This window comes from Burkholderia sp. AW49-1, assembly GCF_053427845.1.
Genome location: NZ_JBSAXF010000016.1, coordinates 47,511 through 69,072, shown reverse-complemented (window position 1 = coordinate 69,072; position 21,562 = coordinate 47,511). Strand labels below are relative to the sequence as shown.

Genomic DNA, 21,562 nt, shown 5'->3' with positions numbered 1-21,562 from the left:
TCGCGACTCGACATCGTGGGTGCGCGTCCGCATTCGGACGGCGGCCGCGCCAATGCGTGGGATCAGCCATGGAATAGAACGACACGCATTCAAGGCGTCGTACCCATCGGACAAGCCCTGCTTTTAGGCCCATTCCCATTGGCCTCGGGTTATCCCGGTTGAGATACTGCAGCGGCCTTTGTAGGGCAAATGAATGGTTTGCGGAAACGCGAAGCCTTGCATGTCAACCGAGGTCCCGGTTCTTGTCCGGGGCTTTACACAACTTGGGTCAATCGATGAAAGCAAAACTGATTCTCGCCGGCGCCGCGATGGCGGCACTATCTTCCGCCGCGATGGCCGATACCGTCGACGGCGTGATCAACTTCCAGGGCAAGATCGTCAATGACACCTGCAAGCTCAGCTCGGCGACGGGTGATGCCGGCACGATCAACGTGAACATGGGCACGATCGCGACCGACGATGTCGGCACCGTGGCGGCTCCCAAGTTCCTGGCAAGCGGCGTGGGTTTGGCCAATTTCGACATCTCGTGCAAGCAGGGCGCGAAGGTCAGCATGAAATTTGCGGGCCAGCCCGCCGAGCTGAGCGCAGACAAGAAGTCGATTCGCGTGAACAACGGTACCTCGGCCGCGGGCTTTGCCCAGAACGTGGGCATCGCCGTGTATGAAGGCACGGGCGCGGGCGCGCAGGCGTTCGATCTGAGTAACGGCGATCTGCTGGCGCAGACCGAACTGTCGGAGCCCGGCGCGATCAACGTGCGCTTTGCAGCAGCCTATGTGTCGGACGATCCGTCGAAGGTCACCGCGGGTGTCGCGAACGCGAGCCTGCCGTTTACGTTGAGCTACGAGTAAGTCCGCTAGCGGCCCCCGGGCCGTGTTCAATGAGCAGTGGGGGTTCCCCGCTGCTCCTCCCCGCTGATCTTCCCGCTATGAAAACACGAAACCTCGCCGCCGGCGTGGCGCTCGCGTGTGCGCTGACCGTGCCCGCGAGTTACGCCGCAATTTCGTTGAATACCACGCGCGTCATTTTCGACGGCAAGAACAAGGAAGCCTCCGTCGTCGTCAACAACGACAGCGCGGACATACTCATCCAGTCGTGGCTCGATCCGCTCGACAACGCCGAGGGCCACGCGCTGCCGTTCGCCGTGACGCCGCCGCTCGTCAAGGTGGCCGCGAAACGGCAGCAACTGCTGCGCGTGCTGTACGAAGGCGTCGGCGTGCCGGCCGACCGCGAATCCGCGTTCTGGCTGAACGTGCAGGAAATCCCGCAGACCGCCACCGGCGACAACGTCCTGCAACTGGCGGTGCGCCAGCGGATCAAGGTGTTCTTCCGCCCGGATGGCCTGAAGGGCGATCCGCAGGCTGCGCCTGCCGGCCTGCAGTGGCGGCTGGATCGCGAATCAGGCAAGGCTGTGCTCCAGGTGCTCAATCCCGGCCGGTACCACGTGACTGTCGTGGACGCGAAGTGGCGCGCGGGCGGCACGGATGCGCAAGTCGTCGACGCGAAGATGGTCGCGCTGGGCGGGATGGCGAGCTTCCCGGTCAAGTTGCCGCATGGCGGCGCGACGCCCGAACTCGGTTACGAGATCGTCAACGACTTCGGCGGGCGCGAACGTTACCGCGTCACGTTGCCTGCCGGGCAGTCCGCCGCACCAGTTGCCGTCGAGCGATAACCGGTCACGCGTCGGCGATGCGTGCCGATATCGCGTTTCGCGCGATGGCCGTACGTGCGCGTACCCATCCGTGGTTGTCCCGTCCCCCTGAACCGAGAGCCGCCGGAGTGTAGCCCCAATGTCCGATCGATCGACTCAATCATTGTCGTGCAGCGAGGCCGGATCGCATCCGTCCACCGCGCTTCCGCGCGCGACGCCGCTGTATCTCGCGATGTGCCTCGCCATTGTCAACAAGGCGCATGCAGAGGAGGCGGAGTCGGTCGTCGCGCAGGCCACCCCGATGACGCTGGCGTTCAATACCAGCTTCCTGCACGATCGCGGCCGTGCGGCCGATCTTTCTTCGGTGCTCGCGAGCGACAACGGTGTGCCGCCCGGCACGTATCGCGTCGAGGTTCAGGTCAACGGCAATCTCGTCACGCGTCGCGACATCCCGTTCCGCCTGGATGAGACGACGGGCAGGGTCGAGCCGTGCCTGACCGCGGAAATGCTTCAGGAATTCGGTGTCAATCTGCACGCGCTGGCGTCCATGCCGGACGCGGCCGGCCCCGCGTGCATCGACGTGCCGGCGGTGATGGAGCAGGGCGCGGTGGATTTCGACGCCGGCCGGCTGCGGCTCGATCTCAGCATTCCGCAGGCCTACCTGTCGCGCACGGCGCGTGGCTACGTCGATCCCGCGCTGTGGGAAGCGGGCGTCTCGGCTGGCTACGTGAACTATCAGCTCAGCGCGAGCTACGGCCACAGCCGCTTCGCGGGCGACAGCCGAAATTATTTTCTCGGTCTGCAGAACGGGATCAACATCGGCCCGTGGCGTTTGCGTAACGAGTCGACTTTCAGCGGGGCGTCGGGCGGCAAGCCGCAGTTCCGCAGCAACCGCACGCTGGTCGAGCGCGACATCACGTCGCTGAAGTCGCAACTCGCGATCGGCGAGCAGTATTCGGATTCGACGCTGTTCGACAGCGTGCGCATGCGCGGCGTGCAGATCGGCTCCGACGACGCGATGCTGCCGGACAGCGAACGCGGCTATGCGCCGGTGATCCGCGGGCAGGCATTCAGCAACGCGGTGGTGGAGGTGAAGCAAAGCGGTTATGTGCTGTATCGCGCGAACGTGCCGCCCGGGCCGTTCGAGCTGACCGACATCTTCCCGTCGGGCTCCAATGGCGACCTCGAGATCACGGTGATCGAGGCGGACGGCAGCCGGCACGTCACGCATCAGGCATTTTCGAGCCTGCCGCTGATGCTGCGAAAGGGGCGGATGAAGTACAACTTCGCAGCCGGACAGTATCAGGGCAACCAGAATTCGGCGCCGCTGCTGGCGACCGGTTCGCTGGTCTACGGCCTCACCGACAATAGCACGCTGGCGGGCGGCTTCCAGGTTGCGAAGGACTTTCAGGCGTTCAACGTCGGCGTCGGCACCAATACGCCGATCGGCGCGCTGTCGCTCGATGTCACGCAGTCGATCAGCCGGGCGCAGGGCGCGCGTCGCACTGGCCAGAGTGTGCGCGTGCTGTACGCGAAAACGTTCACGCGCACGAACACCAACTTCACGCTGGCAGCATATCGGTACTCGACGTCGGGCTACCGGACCTTCAACGACCATGTCAACGACGTCAACGAAGGAAGCGGCGTCCAGTCCGCGCGCAGCCGCTCGCGGATCGACCTGACCACGAGCCAGGATCTCGGCCCGCAGCGGAAATACGGCAGCGTCTATCTGAACCTCAGCCAGCAGACGTACTGGAACCAGCCGGGATCGAGCCGCAGCGTCAGCGTCGGCTACGGGAACAGCTGGAAGCAGCTCGGCTACAACCTGAACTTCACGCAATCGAGCGACACGCGATACGGCGGCTCGGGATCGAGAACGCAGGTGATGGCAACGCTGTCGATTCCGCTCGGCAACAAGGTGCGTTCGCCCCGCCTCTACACGAACGTTTCTCGCGACAACGCCGGTGCGGCCAATGTGCAGGCGGGCGTGAGCGGCAACTTCAACGAGCGCACGTCATATTCGGCGCAATCCGGTTATGCGAACCAGGGGCGGGGCGTCACAGCGGGCGCGAGCCTCACGCATAACGCCGACATCGGGCAGTGGTCGGGCAGCTACAACTACTCGCGCGATTACCAGTCGGCCACTGTCGGCGCGACGGGTTCCGTCGTCGTGCATCGGGGTGGTGTCAACCTGAGTCGCACGCTCGGCGATACCTTCGCGTTGATGAAGGTGGAAGGCGTGGAAGGAGCTGACGTGCGGACCGACGAAGGCGTGGGAGTCGGTCGCAACGGTTACATGGTGGTGCCTTACGCGCAGCCTTATCGCGTGAATACGTTGCGCCCGGACACGCGCAATCTCGGCGCGGACGTCGAATTGATCGACACGTCCAGGCAGGTGGTGCCGCGTCGCGGCGCGGTGGTCGAGGCGGTGTTCAAGGCGAACGGCGGGCGGCGTGTGCAGTTCAACGTGACGCAGGCGGATGGTCAGCCGGTGCGATTCGGCGCGAGCCTGGAAGACATGGACGGCAAGCAGCTCGGCCTCGTCGATCCGAGCGGCAATGCGTTGGTGCTGTTGAACGCGGATCGCGGCGAGCTGGCCGTGAAATGGACGGAGGGGCAGTGCCACGCGCCGTATGCGCTGCCCAAGGCCGAGCCGGGACGGAATTACCAGCGGCAGACTTTGCGGTGTCGGTGAGCCGGCTCCAATCAATGCGCTCGCCTCGAGGCACTTCCGCCATCAAACGCAAGCGCAAGCAGCGCTGCGCCAGACGGATCTTCAAGCGCGGAAGGTCGCGGGCAACCGGGAACGAACGGTTGCCGCGATTGCGCACGCATAAAGGGGAATTTTTTTGGATACGAAACGTTTCGAATCCGTGAGTGGGCGACGGTCGAGGTCGAAATTCGCTCGAGTTTTTGTCCTGCTCGTTGGGGCAATTGCCCTACAGGTGGGCGCAACAAGCGCCAGAGCGGGGGAATGTCGTGGGCTTGACGGCCTGCCAATACTTGATGAGGCTTCATCCGACAAGACAATCGTCGATCCGGACGACAATCCGACGGGGGCAGTCTATCCAAAGCTTGCGACGTGGAACAGGTTCAATACATATACTCGCACGCTGTGCAAGTGCACACCGGGTACTCGACTCGATGCTCGCCTCTTTTATCTCACGGTAAAACCCGATGCAAGCCTGGCCATTGGTCGGAGGGCTTCCGTGAATGGGCGGGCGATGCAGTTCTTCAAGCTCAACGACAATATTCAGATCGCCATTGAGGTCATTGGCGAGCCGATCCCTTTCGAAAACAGAAAGCTGGGCGACCCTATCGGGCTTTACTGGGACATATGCGACACAAGCGGAGTGCAGGATAAAATCGATGCCAATCGGCTCGGCGCTGTGGGAACGATTCACTTGCTGGTAGATCGTCCGTTCGTGGGAAGCCTGGAAATTCCGAGGAGAAAGATTGCCGAAGTTGGGGTGAGTTGGGCGGAGCCGGCCCTTGGGCCACTGCCGGTCACGAGGGAGGTCTTTTTTGGTGCCAAGATCGACATTCCGCAAAGCTGCAAGCTGACCCCAGGGCAGAACATGGTCATCGACTTCGGCACGCGCAACAGGGAGATGTTCGCGCGACCGGGGCAGCCGCCCATCTTGCCGGTCGAGCGCAACTACACCCTCCAATGCAAGACCACCGGGCCGAGCGTGAAAGTCGATCTGGTTCTGGAGGCCGAACCTCACGTCCGAGAGAAGCGCTATATCAAGACCTCGAATTCGGGCGTTGGTATTGCCGTTGAGAGTTCAGGCAAGCTGATCGCGCCCAAACCGTCAGGGGTTGCGTCGGCGGCACCCGATCAGCGGCTGCCGATCGACGTCGATTACGCATCGAAACGGGCTGCCTTTGGAATCACCGCGTTCCCGGTACGTACCGTGAATCTCCCGGCCACGGGCGCATACAAGGGTGAAGCCACCATCAAATTCGAGTTTCAGTAACGGCCGAACTCAAAACGTGGCTTCAACCCGCGACCCGCGTTCGCATCCGCACAGTCTCGTACAGGTTGCGCATTTCTCCTTGCGCGGCGCGAACGCATATGGAGGTTGCGTAAACCGGCGAGCAATCGGGCATTGTGGTCCCGAACAGCAACGCGTTTGTGCTGCGTGATCGGGAGCGAAGCATGTTGGCGGTGGAACGAGGGTATTTCGGGACGAGCCGCTTGCGCCGACGCGCCCGGGCACGCTGCAGGACGCGAGCCGCAAGGTGCGCATAGATACGGATCTCGAACCGCATCGCGGTCCCGTCGGCTCGGCGGCCGCGGCGCGATCTTCCGCGGCATGAGGATGTCGTTGCCCGTCGATCGTCTGGATGACGGCGGCATGGCGGATCGCCGTGGCGCGCCTTCGCCCGGTTCTCCCGCCATTCCCGCTTTGCTATGCTTGGTGCTTCGATTCGCCCGGGGCATCCGGCGCGAGGCTTCTTCCCAGGCTTCATGCTCCATCTCTTCTATTCGAACCGTCACGAAACGCTGGCCGACGCGCTGCTCGACGACCTGGCCGCGTTCCCGGTCCGCAACGGCCCGTGGGCGCCGCAACAGGTCATCGTACCGAGCGCGGCGCTGCGCCGCCGTCTGGAACTCGACATCGCCGTGCGCCACGGCGTGTGCGCGAACGTCGAATTCACATATCTCGCGCAATGGCTGTGGGCGCAGATCGGCCGCGTGCTGACGGTGCCCGCGCGCTCGCCGTTCGCACCCGATCGCCTCGTGTGGCGCTGCTACCGGCTGTTCGCGCAGGGCGCGGGTGGCGCGCCGTGGCTCGCGTCGCCGCGGCTGGCCGCGTATCTGTCCGCGTCCGACGACGCGATGCGCTACGAGCTCGCACAGCGCGTCGCGGCCGTGCTCGATCATTACCTGACCTATCGGCCCGAATGGCTGGCCGCATGGCAGGCCGGCGAGTCGGTGCTCGCGGGCGACGTCGCGCCGCGCGGAATCAGCGATGCCGCACGCGACGACGAGCACTGGCAGGCGGCGCTGTGGCGCGCGCTGCTTGCGGAGCTGAGCGACAGCGGCACGCCGCCCGCGCATCGCTTCCTCGTGGAGGCGCGCAACCTCGATCCCGAAACCGTCGCGCGTGCCGACTGGCCGGAATCGGTCAGCGTGTTCGCGCTGCCGACGATGCCGCCGCTGCACGTCGCGCTGCTGCGCGAGCTGTCGCGCTGGATCGACGTGCGTGTCTACGCGCTCAATCCGTGCCGCGAATTCTGGTTCGACATCGTCACCGCCGCGCATGCCGAGGCGCTCGACGCGGCCGGCCGGCTGGACTATCAGGAAGTCGGCCATCCGCTGCTCGCGGAATGGGGCCGGCAGACGCAGGCGCAGCTGCACATGCTGCACGAACTGACTGAAAGCGCCGCGTCGGGCGATGCGTCGCGTTTCGTCGGGAATCCCGCGCCGACCTGGCTCGCGCGCGTGCAGAACGCGATCCTCGACCTGCAACCGGAGGCGGAGCTCGGCGAAGCGCCGGCCGAGCATGGGATCGAGGTGCACGTATGCCACAGCCTCGCGCGCCAGCTCGAGGTGCTGCATGACCGCCTGCTCGCGTGGTTCGATGCGGACGCGACGCTGCAGCCGTCCGATGTGCTCGTGGCGGTCGCCGATCTCGCGGCGGCCGGGCCACTGATCGATGCCGTGTTCGGCACCGCGGGCGCCGGTGGTGCGCGCGTGCCTTACCGGATCACCGGCTTGCCGCCGTCGCAGGCGAACCCGGTCGCGCGCGTGCTGCTCGAATGGCTTGCGTTGCCGGAACGGCAGGTCGGCGCGCCCGAGTTGGTCGAATGGCTGCGCGTCGACGCGGTGGCGGCCCGTTACGGCATCGACGCAACCGCGCTCGAGACGGTTCAGATCTGGCTCGCGGCCGCCGGCGCGCGGCGCGGGCTGTCGCCGACGGTGAGCGATGATGCGGCGGTGCCTGCGCCGCGCCATACGTTTTCCGATGCGCTCGCGCGGCTCTTCCTCGGCTATGCGATGCCCGAAGGCGCGGCACCGGTCGGCGCGTGGCTGCCGATCGAGGCGGCGACCGGCAGCGAGGCCGAACTGCTCGGCCGGCTCGCGCGCTTCACGGACGATCTCGACGGTTTCTCGCGACGGCTCGCCGACGCGCACACGCCCCGCGCCTGGAGCGAACTGTTCGCCGACACGCTCGCGCGGTTCTTCGACTCCGGTGCCGCGTATGCCGATGCGCTCTCGGGCGTGCGCGACGCGCTCGACGCGATGCTGGCTGCGATGACGGAAGGCGCGCCCGACGAAGCGTTGCCCGCAGCCGTCGTACGCGCGGGGCTGGCAGCCGCGCTCGACGATCCGGCGCGCGGCGGGGTGCCGTGGGGCGGCGTCACGTTCTCGTCGCTGACGAGCCTGCGCGGGCTGCCATACCGAGTCGTGTGCCTGCTCGGCATGGACGACGGCGTGCTGCCGAGCCTCGCCCGCGCGGACGAGTTCGACCTGATGGCCGTGTTGCCGAAGCTCGGCGACCGGCAGCGCCGCGACGACGAGCGCAACCTGTTCCTCGACCTGCTGCTCGCCGCACGCGACCGGCTGCTGATTGCCTATACGGGGCGCAGCATTCGCGACAACGCGCCGTTGCCGCCCGCGGCGCTCGTCGACGAACTGCTCGATCATCTCGCGCTCGTCACTGCCGGCGAGGACGCCCCACCGGACGCGGTCGATGCCGCGCGGCGTGCGTTCATCGTCGAACATCCGCTGCAACCGTTCGCGGCCGAGTATTTCCGGCCCGGCAGCGAACTGGCTTCGTACGACGCCGAACGCGCGACGCTCGCGTCGCTGCTGGCAGCCGAAGCCGCGCGCGACGCGACGCGCGAGCAGCCGTTCTTCGCGCAGCCGCTGCCGGCCGAGCCGGTCGAACCCGTCGCGTTCAGCGAATTCGAACGGTTCTGGCGGCATCCGGCCCGCGCGCTGCTGCGCGCGCGGCTCGGTATCGTGCTGTCGGACGCGCAAGCCGAACTGCTCGACACGGAGCCGTTCGCGCTCGACTTCGCGGGCAGCGACGCGCTCGCCGAGCGCGTGCTGCCGCTCTTGATCGAATCGGATGAAGGCGGTGTGCACGATCATGCGCTGCGCATCGCGGACGCCAGCCCGGAACTGCCGGGCGGCGCGACGGGCGCCGTCTGGCGCGACCAGGCGCTCGGCTCGATGACGCAGCTTGCGTCGAACGTGCGGCGTGCGCTGGCCGACGGCATGGAACGGCGGCCGTTCACGCTCGCGATCGCGCCTGCCTGGCCCGGCACCGAACAGGCGCTGTTCGGTGCCGATGACGCGATGCTGTCCGGTGATGCGGTGAGTGCGCCGCTCGAGCTGCACGGCACGCTGAACCGGCTGACGCCGGCAGGCCAGATCATCTATCGCTATGCACGGCCGAGCGCGCGCGACTACCTGTCCGCGTGGCTCGCGCACCTCGTCTACTGCGCGGTGGAGCCCGACGGTCCGCGCCGCACGCTGTGGTTCGGCAGCGGCGGCGCCTTCGAATTCACGCCGGTCGCGGCACCGCTTGCGCGCCTCGCGCCGCTCGCCGCGCTGTTTCGCGCGGGGCGGCGCATGCCGCTGCGGTTCTTCCCGCGCAGCGCGTGGGCGCGCATTTCCGATGGCGAGGCGAAGGCCGCGAGCGTCTGGATCAACGAGCGCGTGGTGAGCGAAGCCGACGATCCGGCGATCGCGATCGCATGGCGTGGTGCGCATCCTTCGCTCGACGAGCCGTTCGGCACACTTGCGCGGCTCGTGTTCGAGCCGATGCTGGAACATCTGAAGGAGGTCGCATGAGCGCCGCATCCCAGCCGCAGGCGGCGCTCGAACTCGACGTGTTCGCGTGTCCGCTCGACGGTGTCAACCAGATCGAGGCGTCGGCCGGTACCGGCAAGACGTGGAACATCTGCGCGCTTTACGTGCGCCTGCTGCTGGAGAAGGATCTCGGCGCGGACGAAATCCTCGTCGTGACCTTCACGAAGGCGGCGACGGCCGAGCTGCACGAGCGGATCCGCGGGCGGCTGGCGCAGCTCGCGCATGCGCTCGATACCGGCGACGACGGCGGCGATCCGTTCATCGCGCGCCTGCTCGAGACGACGCTCGGCGAAGCCGGCGCGCTCGACCCCGAGACCGCCGCGAAGCGGATCCGGCGTGCGCTGCGCGCATTCGACCAGGCGGCGATCCACACGATCCACGCGTTCTGCCAGCGTGCGCTGCAGGAAGCGCCGTTCGCAGCCGCGATGCCGTTTGCGTTCGAGATGCAGGCCGACGATGCGGCGCTGCGCTTCGAGCTCGCGGCGGACTTCTGGCGTACGCGCGTCGAGCCGATGGCCGCGCGCTGGCCCGGCTTCGCGACGTGGCTCGTCGATTCGGGCGCGGGCCCGGCCGCGCTCGACGCCCACCTCGCGCGGCGGCTGAAGAAGCCGCTCGCCGCGCTACGCTGGGACGGCGTCGTCGAACCGGACGCATCGGCGGAGGCCGCTGCCGTCGAATGCTTCGCGGAGGCCGCGCGGATGTGGGCCGACGAGCGGGATGCGATCGATGCGCTGCTGCGCACCGCGCAACCCGTGCTCAATCAGCGTTCGCACAAGCCCGACGCAGTCGCCGATGCGCTCGGCGCGTGGTCCGCGCATTTCGCGCAAGGCAACGCCGCCGCCGCGCTGCCGAAGGCCGCGCTCAAGCTCACGCACACGGCGCTCGTGAAGGCGACGAAAAAGGGCGGCGCGACCCCCGAGCACCCGTTCTTCGACGTGGCCGACGCGCTCGAAGCGGCGGTGGCCGCCGCCGAGGCCGCGCAACGCGCGCGCTGGCTCGCGCTGGTCGCCGACTGGCTCGACACCGCGCCGGGCGAGCTGGCCGAACGCAAGCGTACGCGCCGCGTCGTGTCGTTCGACGATCTGCTCGCGAACCTCTATCACGCGCTGCATACGCATCCGTGGCTCGCCGAGACGCTGCGCGCGCGCTATCCGGCCGCGCTGATCGACGAATTCCAGGATACGGACCCGCTGCAGTTCGCGATCTTCGACCGGATCTTCGCACCGGGCGGGCCGCTCTTTCTCGTCGGCGATCCGAAGCAGGCGATTTACAGCTTCCGCGCGGCGGATCTGCATACGTATCTCGCCGCGCGGGCAAGCGCGAGCGCGTGCTACACGCTCGCGGTCAACCAGCGATCGACGCCGGCGATCGTCGATGCGTGCAACCGCTTCTTCATGTCGAACCCGCGCGCGTTCGTGCTCGAGGGGCTCGACTATTACGCGGTGCGCGCCGGCACGCGCGTGCGTGCACCGTTCGTCGACGGGACCGATCCAGGCCCGGCCGGCGATTTCCGGATCTGGGCGCTGCCGGGCGGCGACGGCACGCTGCTCAAGCGCGACGCGCAGGCACAGGCCGCCCAGGCGTGCGCGGCCGAGATTGCCCGGCTGATGCGCGGCGCGCGCGAAGGACATGTGCGGCTCGGCGATACGCCGCTGTCGCCGGGCGACGTCGCGGTGCTGGTGCAGACGCACCGGCAGGGCAGTCTCGTGAAGCGCGTGCTCGCCACGTGGGGTATCGGCAGCGTCGAGCTCGCGCAGGCGTCCGTGTTTTCGACCGGCGATGCGGAGCAGCTCGAGCGCGTGCTCGCGGCGATCGATGCGCCGGGCGACCTGCGGCGCTTGCGCGCGGCGCTGGCCGCCGACTGGTTCGGCCTCGATGCCGGGGCGTTATGGCGGATGGAGCAGGGCGACGGCGATGTGTCGCGCGCAGCGGCCGACAGCGCGGACGCGATGAGCTGGGTCGAGCGCTTCTCGCGCTATCGGCTGTTGTGGCGCGAACGCGGCTTCGCGGTGATGTGGCGCACGTTCACGCGCGAGCTGCGGATCGCCGAGCGGCTGATGGCCGGCGCGGACGGCGAACGCCGCGTGACCGACATCAACCATCTGGCCGAACTGACGCAGGCGCGCGCGTCCGCGCAGCCGGGCATCGCGCCGACGCTGCGCTGGCTCGCCGCGCAACGGCTCGACGGCGGCGGCGAGGAAGCGCAGCTGCGTCTCGAGTCCGATCGCAACCTCGTGCAGATCGTGACGGTGCACAAGTCGAAGGGCCTCGAATACGCGGTCGTGTTCTGTCCGTTCCTGAACGACGGCGGGCTGCGCGAGCCGCCCGCGTCGGCGCTGCCCGACGCGCGCGAGTATCACGACGATGCGGGCGACGCCGTGCTGCATTACGGGTGCGACGACGAAGCCGCCGAGCATGCCGCGCGCCAGGCGTTGCGCGAGCAGGCGGCGGAACGCGCGCGGCTTGTCTACGTGGCGCTCACGCGCGCGGTCTATCGGTGCTATCTCGTCGCGGGGCCTTATCTGTCGTCGCGCTCGACCCGCGAGGCGCGGCGCAGCGTGCTGAACTGGCTCGTGGCCGGAGCCGGCCAGTCGTTCGACGCGTGGCTCGACGAGCCGCCCGACGAAGCGGTGCTCGACGCTGCGTGGCAAGCGCTCGCGGGCGGGCCCGTGAGCGTTGCACCGTTGCCGGTGCCGGCGCGCCGTGAGCGGCTGGCTGCCGGCCACGATGCATCGCAGACGCTCGCCGCCCGCCATGCGACGCGCGTGCTGCGCGACGCGTGGCGGATGGCGAGCTTCAGTTCGCTGACCGCGTCGATGGCGCGCGAGGAGGCGGGCGTCGCGGTCGTGCCGGACGACGAGCTGCGGCCCGATCACGATGCGCTTGCCGCCGTCGCGCCGGACGGCGCGCTTGCCGTGGACGACACCGTCGCTGTGGAGCCGCCGGATGACGACATCCTCGTGTTTCCGCGCGGCGCGGCAGCGGGCGAGTGTCTGCATCGCCTGTTCGAGCTCAGCCGGTTCACCGAGCCCGATTCATGGCACCAGGCGGCGCTCGGCGCGCTGCATGACCGGCCGGTCGAGGCCGAGCCCGAACTCGCGACGCGCCTGCCCGCGATGATGGCGCGGCTCGTCGACGATGTCGTGCGCACGGAGCTCGTGCCGGGCATGCGGCTCGCGGATCTCGATCCCGCGAAGCGTCTCGACGAAATGGGTTTCCTGTTCCCGGCACCGTCGCTCGAGCTGGGCGCGCTGCGCCGGCTGCTGATCGCACACGGCTATCCGGACGTTGCGCTGGACGCGGGCGTGCTCGCCGGTTTCATCAAGGGTTTCATCGACATGATCGTCGAACACGACGGCCGCTTCTGGATCGTCGACTGGAAGTCGAACCATCTCGGCAATACGCCGGACGCTTACGGCCCGCGCGCGCTCGACGTCGCGATGGCCGATCACGCCTATCACCTGCAGGCGCTGCTCTATACGGTTGCGCTGCATCGCTATTTGCGCGGGCGGCTGCCCGACTATGACTACGACACGCATGTCGCGGGCTATCTATACCTTTTCGTGCGTGGCGTGCGGCCGGACTGGCGCAGTGCCGGCGAACCGGCCGGCGTGCATGCGCGGCGGCCCGCGCGCGAACTCGTCGACGCGCTCGACCGGATGATGGAAGGGGGCCGCGCATGAACGTGTCCGACGATACGCTCGAATTCACCGGCGGCCTCGTCGCGCGCCTGCCCGAGCCGGCTGATTTCGGCATCGCGCTCGCGGAAGGATTCGCGCGACGCATCGGCGACCTGTCGCGCCGCGCGGGTGCACCGGCCGCAGCCGCGCGCTGGGCGGCGCGTGCCGCGTTCGCGACGAGCCGGGCGACCGCGGGCGGCCACGTATGCGTGTCGCTCGGCGCGCTCGCGCAGCGCTACGAGGAATCGGTCGACGACGTGCGCGCGGCGCTTGCCGCGAGCGGCGTGGTGGCATTCGGCACGCTCGCGCGCGGCGACGAGCGGCCGCTGATCGTCGACCGGCACGACCATCTGTATCTGTCGCGCTATTTCGACTACGAACGGCGGCTCGCCGATGCGCTCGTCGCGCAGGCCGGCGTCGCCGCACCGGGCGACGTGCTGTCGCCCGACCGGTTGCGCGACAGCCTCGCGCGTTACTTCGGGCCCGCGACGGGCGATGTGGACTGGCAGCGCGTCGCGGCGATCGTTGCGCTGACAGGACGCGTGACGATCGTCAGCGGCGGCCCCGGCACCGGCAAGACGACGACCGTCGTCGGTGTGCTGGCTTGTCTGCTCGACGCGCATCCGGGGTTGCGCATCGCACTGGCGGCACCGACCGGCAAGGCCGCGCAGCGGATGCAGGAAGCGCTGCATGCACGGGCGGGCGACCTGCCGCCGGAACTTGCCGCGCGCCTGCCGGACACGTCGTACACGCTGCATCGCCTGCTCGGCGGCGGCGGGGCGACGGGCTTTCGCCACCATCGCGACAATCCGTTGCCGTACGACCTGATCGTGGTCGACGAGGCGTCGATGATCGACGTCGCGCTCGCCGCGCATCTGCTCGATGCGCTCGCGCCGGGCGCACGGCTCGTGCTGCTCGGCGACAAGGATCAGCTTGCCGCGGTAGAAGCCGGCGCCGTGTTCGCCGAACTGAGCGCACGGCCGACGTTCACCGCTGCTGCGCGCACGCGCATCGCGGATGCGCTCGGAATCGACGAAGCGGCATTCGTCGCGGCCTTGCCGGTGCCGGACGGCGAGGTGGTGGGGGCGGTTGCCGTTGCCGCTCAAGCACCGGTCCCGGCTTCCGCGTCATTGTCGGCGAGCGCGGCGCGCAAGCCGCCGGCACGGCGCAACGTGGATACGCGCCAGGCGTCGCTGTTCGATGACGACCTGCAGGACGAATCGGTTCCCCCGGCTGACGCGATGCCGCTGGTCGCTCCGTCGTCACCTGCACCGACAGACCTCGATAGCGCCTCCGCGGCCACCGATCCTGCGTGGATCGAGGCCGACGAACTCACGTGGCTCGACGCGGTCGAGCTCGCGCCGCTCGATCAGGCCCACGCGGGAAGTTCGGTAACTCAGGTATCGACAGTTGCAACGCGAGCTGACGACATTGCCGTCCCGTCACCCGCACCGCTCGCGGACTGCGTCGTGTGGCTCGAACGCAATTACCGTTTCGGTCTCGATTCGCCGATCGGCCGCCTGTCGCTCGCGATCCGCCGCGGCGACGTGCAGGGCGCGCTCGATGCGTTGCCGGCCGACGAGGCCGCTGCCGCGTCGTTTCACGACGATGCGGGCGAGACGCTTGCGGCGTCGACGGTGGAGCGGCTCGCGCGCCGGTTCGGCGCGTACCTCGATGCGTTGCGTACCGCGTTGTCCGGGCAGGAGCCCGATCCGCTGCCGTTGTTCGATGCGCTCAACCGCTTCCGGATCCTGTGCGCGACGCGCACGGGATCGCGCGGCGCCGAGCACGTCAATGCGGTGGTGGCCACGCACGTGCGGCATGCCGCACGCGTGCCGCTCGCGGTCGGCGCACACTGGTTCACCGGGCGGCCGATCATGGTGACGCGCAACGACTATGCGCTCGGGCTGTTCAACGGCGACATCGGCATCGCGTTGCCGGACGCGCACGGCGTGCTGCGCGTATGGTTCCGCCGCGCGGACGGCACCGCGCGCGCCGTATCGCCCGCGGCGCTGCCGCCGCATGAAACGGCGTTCGCGCTGACCGTCCACAAGTCGCAGGGCTCCGAATTCGACGAGGCCGCGCTCGTGCTGCCGGCATCGTTCGGCCGTGTGCTCACGCGCGAACTGATCTACACCGCCGTCACGCGTGCGCGTACGCGCGTGCAGGTGATCGGCCCGCGGCGTGTGCTGGCGCAGGCGGTCGCAACACGTACGCAACGCGATTCGGGCCTGGCGGCCCGCGTCGACGAGGCGCTCGCGCGGCGCCGCAAGGAGACGTCGCGATGATGATCCGCTACACGCTCGATCCGGCCGAAGTCGAATGGACCGCCGTGCGCGCGCAGGGCGCCGGCGGCCAGAACGTCAACAAGGTGTCGAGCGCGATTCACCTGCGTTTCGACATCCGCGCGTCGTCGCTGCCGCCCGTCATCAAGGAACGGCTTCTCGCGCTGTCCGACCAGCGCATCACGCGCGACGGCATCGTCGTGATCAAGTCGCAGGAATACCGCACGCAGGAGAAAAATCGCGAGGCAGCACTCGCGCGGCTCGATGCGTTGATCGGCAGCGTCGCGTTCACGCCGCGTGCGCGGGTCGCGACACGGCCGACACGTGCATCGAAGGAGCGGCGGCTCGAACACAAGTCGCGCCGCAGCGTGGTGAAGTCCGGAAGAGGGAAGGTGATCGACTGACGAAACGAATCGCCGGCCGGCCTGCATGGCGGGCGTCGTCGTGCCGCCGTATGCGCTACCGCATCACGGTGCCCGCGCTGTCGAGCACGAAGTCGACGCAGAACACGACGAGACGGTTTTGCGCGCGAATCGCGACGGCTGCCGTGTAGCAATCGCGGCCTTCGGTCAGCGAGAAGTGCGGGCCCATGAGCGCGACGCGCCCGGGCGCGGCGATCGCGCGCTGGAAGTACGGGCGCCGCGACCAGTTGCTGTGCGTCTCCGGGAACAGCGGCGAGAGCCGCGTGCCGCTGGTCTGCCCGTCTTCGGGACGCGCGCCGATCGACGGCAGGAACTGTTCGCCGATCTCGTCCGTGACGAACACCCGGCGTGCGGCCGGCACCACGAATACGCGCTGCGCGGCGTCCTGCAGGCTGCCGCTCGCGGAAAACGCGGCCGCGCCGGCGAGCACGAGCCGCTCGATCGCGTCGAAGCCCGGCTGCTCGGCGATCGCCGGCGTATGCCGGTGGGCGATGTAGCGTTGCCACGCGGCGTCGAGCATCGCGGGCGCAGCGGCGCTCGCGTGCGCGATCGATGCATCGGGCTGGCCGAACTGGAAACCCTGGACGAAATCGATATCGGCCTCCATCAGCGTCTGCAGCGCGTCGTCGCTTTCGACGCCCTCTGCGAGCACCATCGCGCCAGCCTGGTGGAGCATCGATACCAGGTGATGCATGATGCGGCGATCGTCGGCCGACGCGTTCGCGCGTTCGACGAGCGATCGATCGAGCTTGACGATATCGGGCCGTGCGCGCCACACGCGGTCGAAATTGGAGAACCCGGTGCCGAAATCGTCGATCGCGATCAGGAAGTCCCGGTGCTGGATCATGTCGATCGTGCGGGCGAGCGCGGCTTCATCGCGCGACGGCTGCTCGACGACTTCCAGCACGATGCGGTTCGGCGGCAGCGCGAAATGACGGCACAGCGCCTCGACGAATTCGCGCTGCACGAGGCCCGAATCGAGCACGCGCGGCGTCACGTTCAGGAACAGCCAGCCGTCGCCGATGCCTTGCGCGACGAAGTTCGCCGTATGCAGGCAGCGGGCGAGGCGGTCAAGCAGCAATGCGTCGGCAGCGGCACGCGTCCGGTCGAACAGCGCGACCGGCGAAACGAGCGTGCCGTTTTCGTCCACGACGCGCAGCAGCGCTTCATAGCCGACCACGCGCTTGTGCGTGATCGACAGCACAGGTTGAAACACGCTGCGCAGCGTCGTTTCCCGATACGTGGCGATCCAGCCGCTGGGCGTCGGCGTGAGGCGTTCGAGCAGGGAGTCGAGCGAGAGGTCGCGGGAGGGCTTCATGTCAATGGTGCCCTGGGGAGATCGGGGGGCGGTATCGTGCGCGCCACGCAGAAGCCGTCGCACGCGCAGGTGGACGCGAAAGAACGTGGTGCATCGTAACCGCCTTCCGCGGATGAGTGATCCGAGTGTAACGGGAATGGTGCGGCGCGCGTATCAGGGAAACTCCAGACGCAAACGCTACACCGACAGCTGGAAGGGGCTGTCCGCCCGGGAGCGCGACATCCAAGGGTCGCCGGCCGCGTATGCGGCGACAGCGCCATGTATGCCGCGTGCATCGCGTGCCACGAATGCGGGGGAGCGGCAAAGCCGGGCGGCTGCATCGGCGTGAGTCGAAACTCGACATGCGCCGTCGCGCACCGGTCGACGCGCGGCACTCGCATTCCGCACCGGCGGAGCGCCCGCCCCGCCCGCCACTTAGGCCGCTTCGCCGCCGCGCGGGCGCAGCCCGGGAATCCGCTTGATCACGCCGGTGGCGAGCGCGGTGCCGACGAGCACGATCGCGCAACCTTCGATCATCACGAGCGATACGTGTTCGCTGAGGAACAGCGCGCCCCACAGCAGGCCGAACACCGGGATCACGAACGTCACGGTAATCGCGCGGGCCGGGCCGATGTGCGCGATCAGATGGAAGAAGATGAAATACGCGATGCCCGTGCAGGCGATGCCGAGCGCGAGCACGGCGCCCCACGCATGCGCGCTGACGGCCGCGGCGGGCCAGGTCGCGATCGCGAACGGCGCCAGCAGCACGGTCGAGCCGATCATGCTGCCGGTCGCGTTGACGAGCGGATCGACGCCGCTGAGCGTGCGCTTCGTGTAGTTGGCCGCGATGCCGTACAGCAGCGTCGCGCCGAGCGCGGCGGCGGCGGCGAGCGCGGTCGCGTTGGCGCCGGTGCCGCCGCGCGCGTTCGCGATCTGATCCCACACGAGCGTGAGGACGCCGGCAAAGCCGATCACGAGGCCGATCGCGCGCGGCAGCGACAGCTTGTCCTTCAGCCACAGATAGGCGACGAGCGCGCCCCACAGCGGCGTCGTCGCGTTGATCACCGACGTCACGCCGGCCGACAGCGTCAGTTCGGCGAACGCGAACAGGCAGAACGGGATGCCCGAGTTCAGCGCGCCAACGACGAACAACGGCCACGCGCGACGGCGCAGCTGCGCGCCGAGCTCGGCGGGCCTGAAGCGCGTCAGCGCGAAGCCCGCGAGAAACAGCGCGCCGATGCCCACGCGCAGCGCCATCAGCGGCGCGACACCGAAGTCGGCGACGCCGATCCGGATAAACAGGAACGACGCGCCCCACAGGGCAGCGAGGACGGTCAGCAGAAAGGCGTTCTTGGGCGACATCGAGCGTGGCGGGCGAGGGGACGGGATGCGAAGGATCTTACACCGCGTTCCCGTGCCGTCGTTTCACGATCGGATGAAATGACAAGAACCGGCAAGAACCGGCAAGAACCGGGAAATCCGCTCGCCCCGACGCGCAGCGGCCGGACGGCACGCGCGGTCGCTCAATGATGGTGCCAGCCGCCGCGTCCGCCGAAGCCGAAATTGAGCGATACCGCGGGGCCCCAGTAGCCGCCCCAGGCCGGGGCATAGGCGGGGGCCGGATAGTAGTACGCGGGGCCCGGATCAACATAGACGGGTGCCGGCTGTACCGGCGCCGCCGCGTAATAGCCGGACGGATAGTAGCCGTAAGGGTAGTAACAGCCGGCGAGCGTCGTGCACGCGAGCGCCGCGGCGACGAGGGTCCTGTTCATGATGTCTCTCCGGCGGAGCCGGCAATCGGCAGATGCTTAAGCTTAGGCCGCGCGGCGATGACAAGGTGCGCTAAACGGTAACGGATCATTTCCGGGCCCCTGCGGCGTGTTGCGGCGCCGCATATGAAAAACGGCGCTTCCGCGGTGCGGAAACGCCGTCAGGCCGGAACTTGCCGCGCGTCGCGCGGCAGCCGGGTAAGCCGGCCGGCTTATTTGCCGACCTGGTTGCCGATGATGCCGCCGGCCGCCGCGCCGCCCAGCGTCGACAGCGCGCTGCCGCCGATCGCCGCGCCGGCGACGCCGCCGACACCCGCACCGATCGCGGTATCACGCTGGCGCCGCGTCATCGAATCGCAGGCCGAAAGGCTGGCCACCGTCGCGACGAGCAGCGCGCATACCCCAAAACGCCGAATCGAATGGTTCATGATCGCTGTCCTTGTGGTAGTGAACGGAGGTCGCGCGGCCGCCTGACGGCCGCGCATGAATCCAATCTACGCGTCGCTCCGTGGAGCTGCTGTAAGGACTTGTTAAGGCTCGAGCGGTTTCGTAATCAATTGTTTCGCTTGCGCCGGCAGGCACACGGCATGCGCGCGAATGCAAAAAAACCCGCTCGAAAGCGGGCTTTCTGCCGTGCTTGAGGAAGCGAAGCGGTCCGTGCGGACCGCCGCGTTCGCTTGCCGACTTACTGACGGTGATAGATCTCGGCGCCCGTCTTCACGAACTCGACTGCCTTGACCTCCATCCCCTTCTTCAGCGCCTCGGTTTCCGACACGCCCTGCTGTGCCGCGAATTCGCGCACGTCCTGCGTGATCTTCATCGAGCAGAAGTGCGGGCCGCACATCGAGCAGAAGTGCGCGACCTTCGCCGAATCCTTCGGCAGCGTCTCGTCGTGGAATTCGCGCGCCTTGTCCGGATCGAGGCCGATGTTGAACTGGTCTTCCCAGCGGAACTCGAAACGCGCCTTCGACAGCGCGTTGTCGCGCACCTGCGCGCCGGGGTGACCCTTGGCCAGGTCGGCCGCGTGCGCGGCGAGCTTGTACGTGATGATCCCTTCCTTCACGTCGTCCTTGTTCGGCAGCCCGAGGTGCTCCTTCGGCGTCACGTAGCACAGCATCGCGGTGCCGAACCAGCCGATCATCGCGGCGCCGATGCCCGACGTGATGTGGTCGTAGCCCGGTGCGATGTCGGTGGTCAGCGGCCCGAGCGTGTAGAACGGCGCTTCCTTGCACCAGTCGAGCTGGAGATCCATGTTTTCCTTGATCAACTGCATCGGCACGTGGCCGGGGCCTTCGATCATCACCTGCACGTCGTGCTTCCACGCGATTTGCGTGAGCTCGCCGAGCGTCTTCAGTTCACCGAGCTGCGCTTCGTCGTTCGCGTCGTAGATCGAGCCGGGACGCAGGCCGTCGCCGAGCGAGAAGCTCACGTCGTACGCCTTCATGATCTCGCAGATCTCTTCGAAGTGTTCGTACAGGAAGCTTTCCTTGTGATGCGCGAGGCACCACTTGGCCATGATCGAGCCGCCGCGCGACACGATGCCCGTCATCCGGTTCGCGGTGAGCGGCACGTACTGCAGGCGCACGCCCGCGTGGATCGTGAAGTAGTCGACGCCTTGCTCGGCCTGTTCGATCAGCGTGTCGCGGAAGATTTCCCAGGTCAGGTCCTCGGCCTTGCCGTTGACCTTTTCGAGCGCCTGGTAGATCGGCACCGTGCCGATCGGCACCGGGCTGTTGCGGATGATCCACTCGCGCGTTTCATGGATGTGCTTGCCGGTCGACAGGTCCATCACCGTGTCGCCGCCCCAGCGGATCGCCCACGTCATCTTGTCGACTTCCTCGCCGATCGACGACGTGACGGCCGAGTTGCCGATGTTCGCGTTGATCTTCACGAGGAAGTTGCGGCCGATGATCATCGGCTCGGATTCCGGGTGGTTGATGTTCGCGGGGATGATCGCGCGGCCGCGCGCGACTTCCTCGCGCACGAACTCGGGGGTGATCTCGGCGAGTGGGTTCGCGCCGAAGGCCGCGGCGCCGAACGCCTGGCCCGGGTGCTGGCGGCCCATCATCGCGGCGAGCTTCGCGCCGTTCGGGCCGCTCGACTTGAGGCTTTCGATGTACTCGGCGCGGCGCTGGTTCTCGCGGATCGCGATGTATTCCATTTCCGGCGTGATGATGCCCTGGCGCGCGTAGTGCATCTGCGTGACGTTCTTGCCGGCTTGCGCGCGGCGCGGGTTGCGGTGCAGGCCCGGGAAACGCAGGTCGGCGGTGGCCGGGTCGGCCGCGCGCTCGAGGCCGTACCGGCTCGACAGGCCGTCGAGCACCTCGGTGTCGCCGCGCGCCTCGATCCAGCGCTGGCGCAGTGCCGGCAGGCCGGCGCGGATGTCGATCTTCGCGTCCGGATCGGTGTACGGGCCCGACGTGTCGTACACGTAGATCGGCGGGTTCTTTTCGCCGCCGAAGCCGGTCGGGGTGTCGGCCTGCGTGATTTCACGCATCGGCACGCGGATGTCGGGCTGCGAGCCGGTTACATAAACCTTTCGCGAATTGGGCAGCGGGGCGACGGCGGCGGCGTCGACGTGGGCGTCCGCGGACAGAAACTTCGGATTGGCGTTCATGCAATCTCCTGTG

13 protein-coding genes are annotated in these 21,562 nt (G+C 68.0%); 8 read left to right on the top strand and 5 right to left on the bottom strand.

All coding sequences use genetic code 11. The features are described from left to right. Positions 1 to 275: 275 nt before the first annotated feature. The 8 genes from ACV22W_RS22670 (at position 276) to arfB (ending at position 15,848) form a co-directional block, all read left to right on the top strand. Positions 276 to 848, top strand: a complete 573-nt coding sequence (locus tag ACV22W_RS22670; RefSeq protein WP_448021880.1) for a fimbrial protein — start codon at positions 276 to 278, stop codon at positions 846 to 848. A gap of 77 nt (positions 849 to 925) precedes the next feature. Further along, entirely contained in the window at positions 926 to 1,669 is a 744-nt protein-coding gene (locus tag ACV22W_RS22665; protein WP_448021879.1) for a fimbrial biogenesis chaperone, read from the top strand. Between the two features lie 118 nt (positions 1,670 to 1,787). Then, positions 1,788 to 4,343 (top strand): fimbria/pilus outer membrane usher protein, encoded by a 2,556-nt coding sequence (locus tag ACV22W_RS22660; protein WP_448021877.1) that lies wholly within the window; start codon positions 1,788 to 1,790, stop codon positions 4,341 to 4,343. Between the two features lie 529 nt (positions 4,344 to 4,872). Beyond that, positions 4,873 to 5,628, top strand: coding sequence for a fimbrial protein (locus ACV22W_RS22655; protein ID WP_448021875.1), 756 nt, complete (start codon positions 4,873 to 4,875; stop codon positions 5,626 to 5,628). Between the two features lie 494 nt (positions 5,629 to 6,122). Then, positions 6,123 to 9,461 carry an exodeoxyribonuclease V subunit gamma gene (gene recC / locus ACV22W_RS22650; protein WP_448021873.1) on the top strand — a complete coding sequence of 1,113 codons (3,339 nt, stop codon included), beginning with the start codon at positions 6,123 to 6,125 and terminating at the stop codon, positions 9,459 to 9,461. Further along, the gene (recB, locus tag ACV22W_RS22645) at positions 9,458 to 13,162 is read left to right on the top strand and encodes an exodeoxyribonuclease V subunit beta (RefSeq protein WP_448021871.1); all 3,705 of its coding nucleotides are present in this window, start codon (positions 9,458 to 9,460) and stop codon (positions 13,160 to 13,162) included. The genes recC and recB overlap by 4 nt, the downstream gene beginning before the upstream one ends. Then, positions 13,159 to 15,447 carry an AAA family ATPase gene (locus ACV22W_RS22640; protein ID WP_448021869.1) on the top strand — a complete coding sequence of 763 codons (2,289 nt, stop codon included), beginning with the start codon at positions 13,159 to 13,161 and terminating at the stop codon, positions 15,445 to 15,447. The genes recB and ACV22W_RS22640 overlap by 4 nt, the downstream gene beginning before the upstream one ends. Beyond that, positions 15,444 to 15,848 (top strand): alternative ribosome rescue aminoacyl-tRNA hydrolase ArfB, encoded by a 405-nt coding sequence (gene arfB / locus ACV22W_RS22635; RefSeq protein WP_044848015.1) that lies wholly within the window; start codon positions 15,444 to 15,446, stop codon positions 15,846 to 15,848. Before ACV22W_RS22640 ends, arfB begins: the two co-directional genes overlap by 4 nt. A gap of 55 nt (positions 15,849 to 15,903) precedes the next feature. Here arfB and ACV22W_RS22630 read toward each other — a convergent pair whose 3' ends face one another. From ACV22W_RS22630 to thiC, 5 genes are all read right to left on the bottom strand, one after another. Beyond that, positions 15,904 to 17,184 (bottom strand): EAL domain-containing protein, encoded by a 1,281-nt coding sequence (locus ACV22W_RS22630; RefSeq protein ID WP_448021867.1) that lies wholly within the window; start codon positions 17,182 to 17,184, stop codon positions 15,904 to 15,906. A gap of 414 nt (positions 17,185 to 17,598) precedes the next feature. Next, positions 17,599 to 18,525, bottom strand: coding sequence for a DMT family transporter (locus ACV22W_RS22625; RefSeq protein ID WP_448021865.1), 927 nt, complete (start codon positions 18,523 to 18,525; stop codon positions 17,599 to 17,601). Positions 18,526 to 18,686: 161 nt separating this feature from the next. Then, positions 18,687 to 18,935, bottom strand: a complete 249-nt coding sequence (locus tag ACV22W_RS22620; protein WP_448021864.1) for a hypothetical protein — start codon at positions 18,933 to 18,935, stop codon at positions 18,687 to 18,689. 209 nt (positions 18,936 to 19,144) lie between these two features. Further along, positions 19,145 to 19,360, bottom strand: coding sequence for a glycine zipper 2TM domain-containing protein (locus ACV22W_RS22615; protein WP_448021862.1), 216 nt, complete (start codon positions 19,358 to 19,360; stop codon positions 19,145 to 19,147). 257 nt (positions 19,361 to 19,617) lie between these two features. Continuing rightward, on the bottom strand, positions 19,618 to 21,549 hold the full coding sequence (thiC, locus tag ACV22W_RS22610; RefSeq protein ID WP_448021861.1) for a phosphomethylpyrimidine synthase ThiC: 1,932 nt from the start codon (positions 21,547 to 21,549) through the stop codon (positions 19,618 to 19,620). Between the last annotated feature and the right edge of the window lie 13 nt (positions 21,550 to 21,562).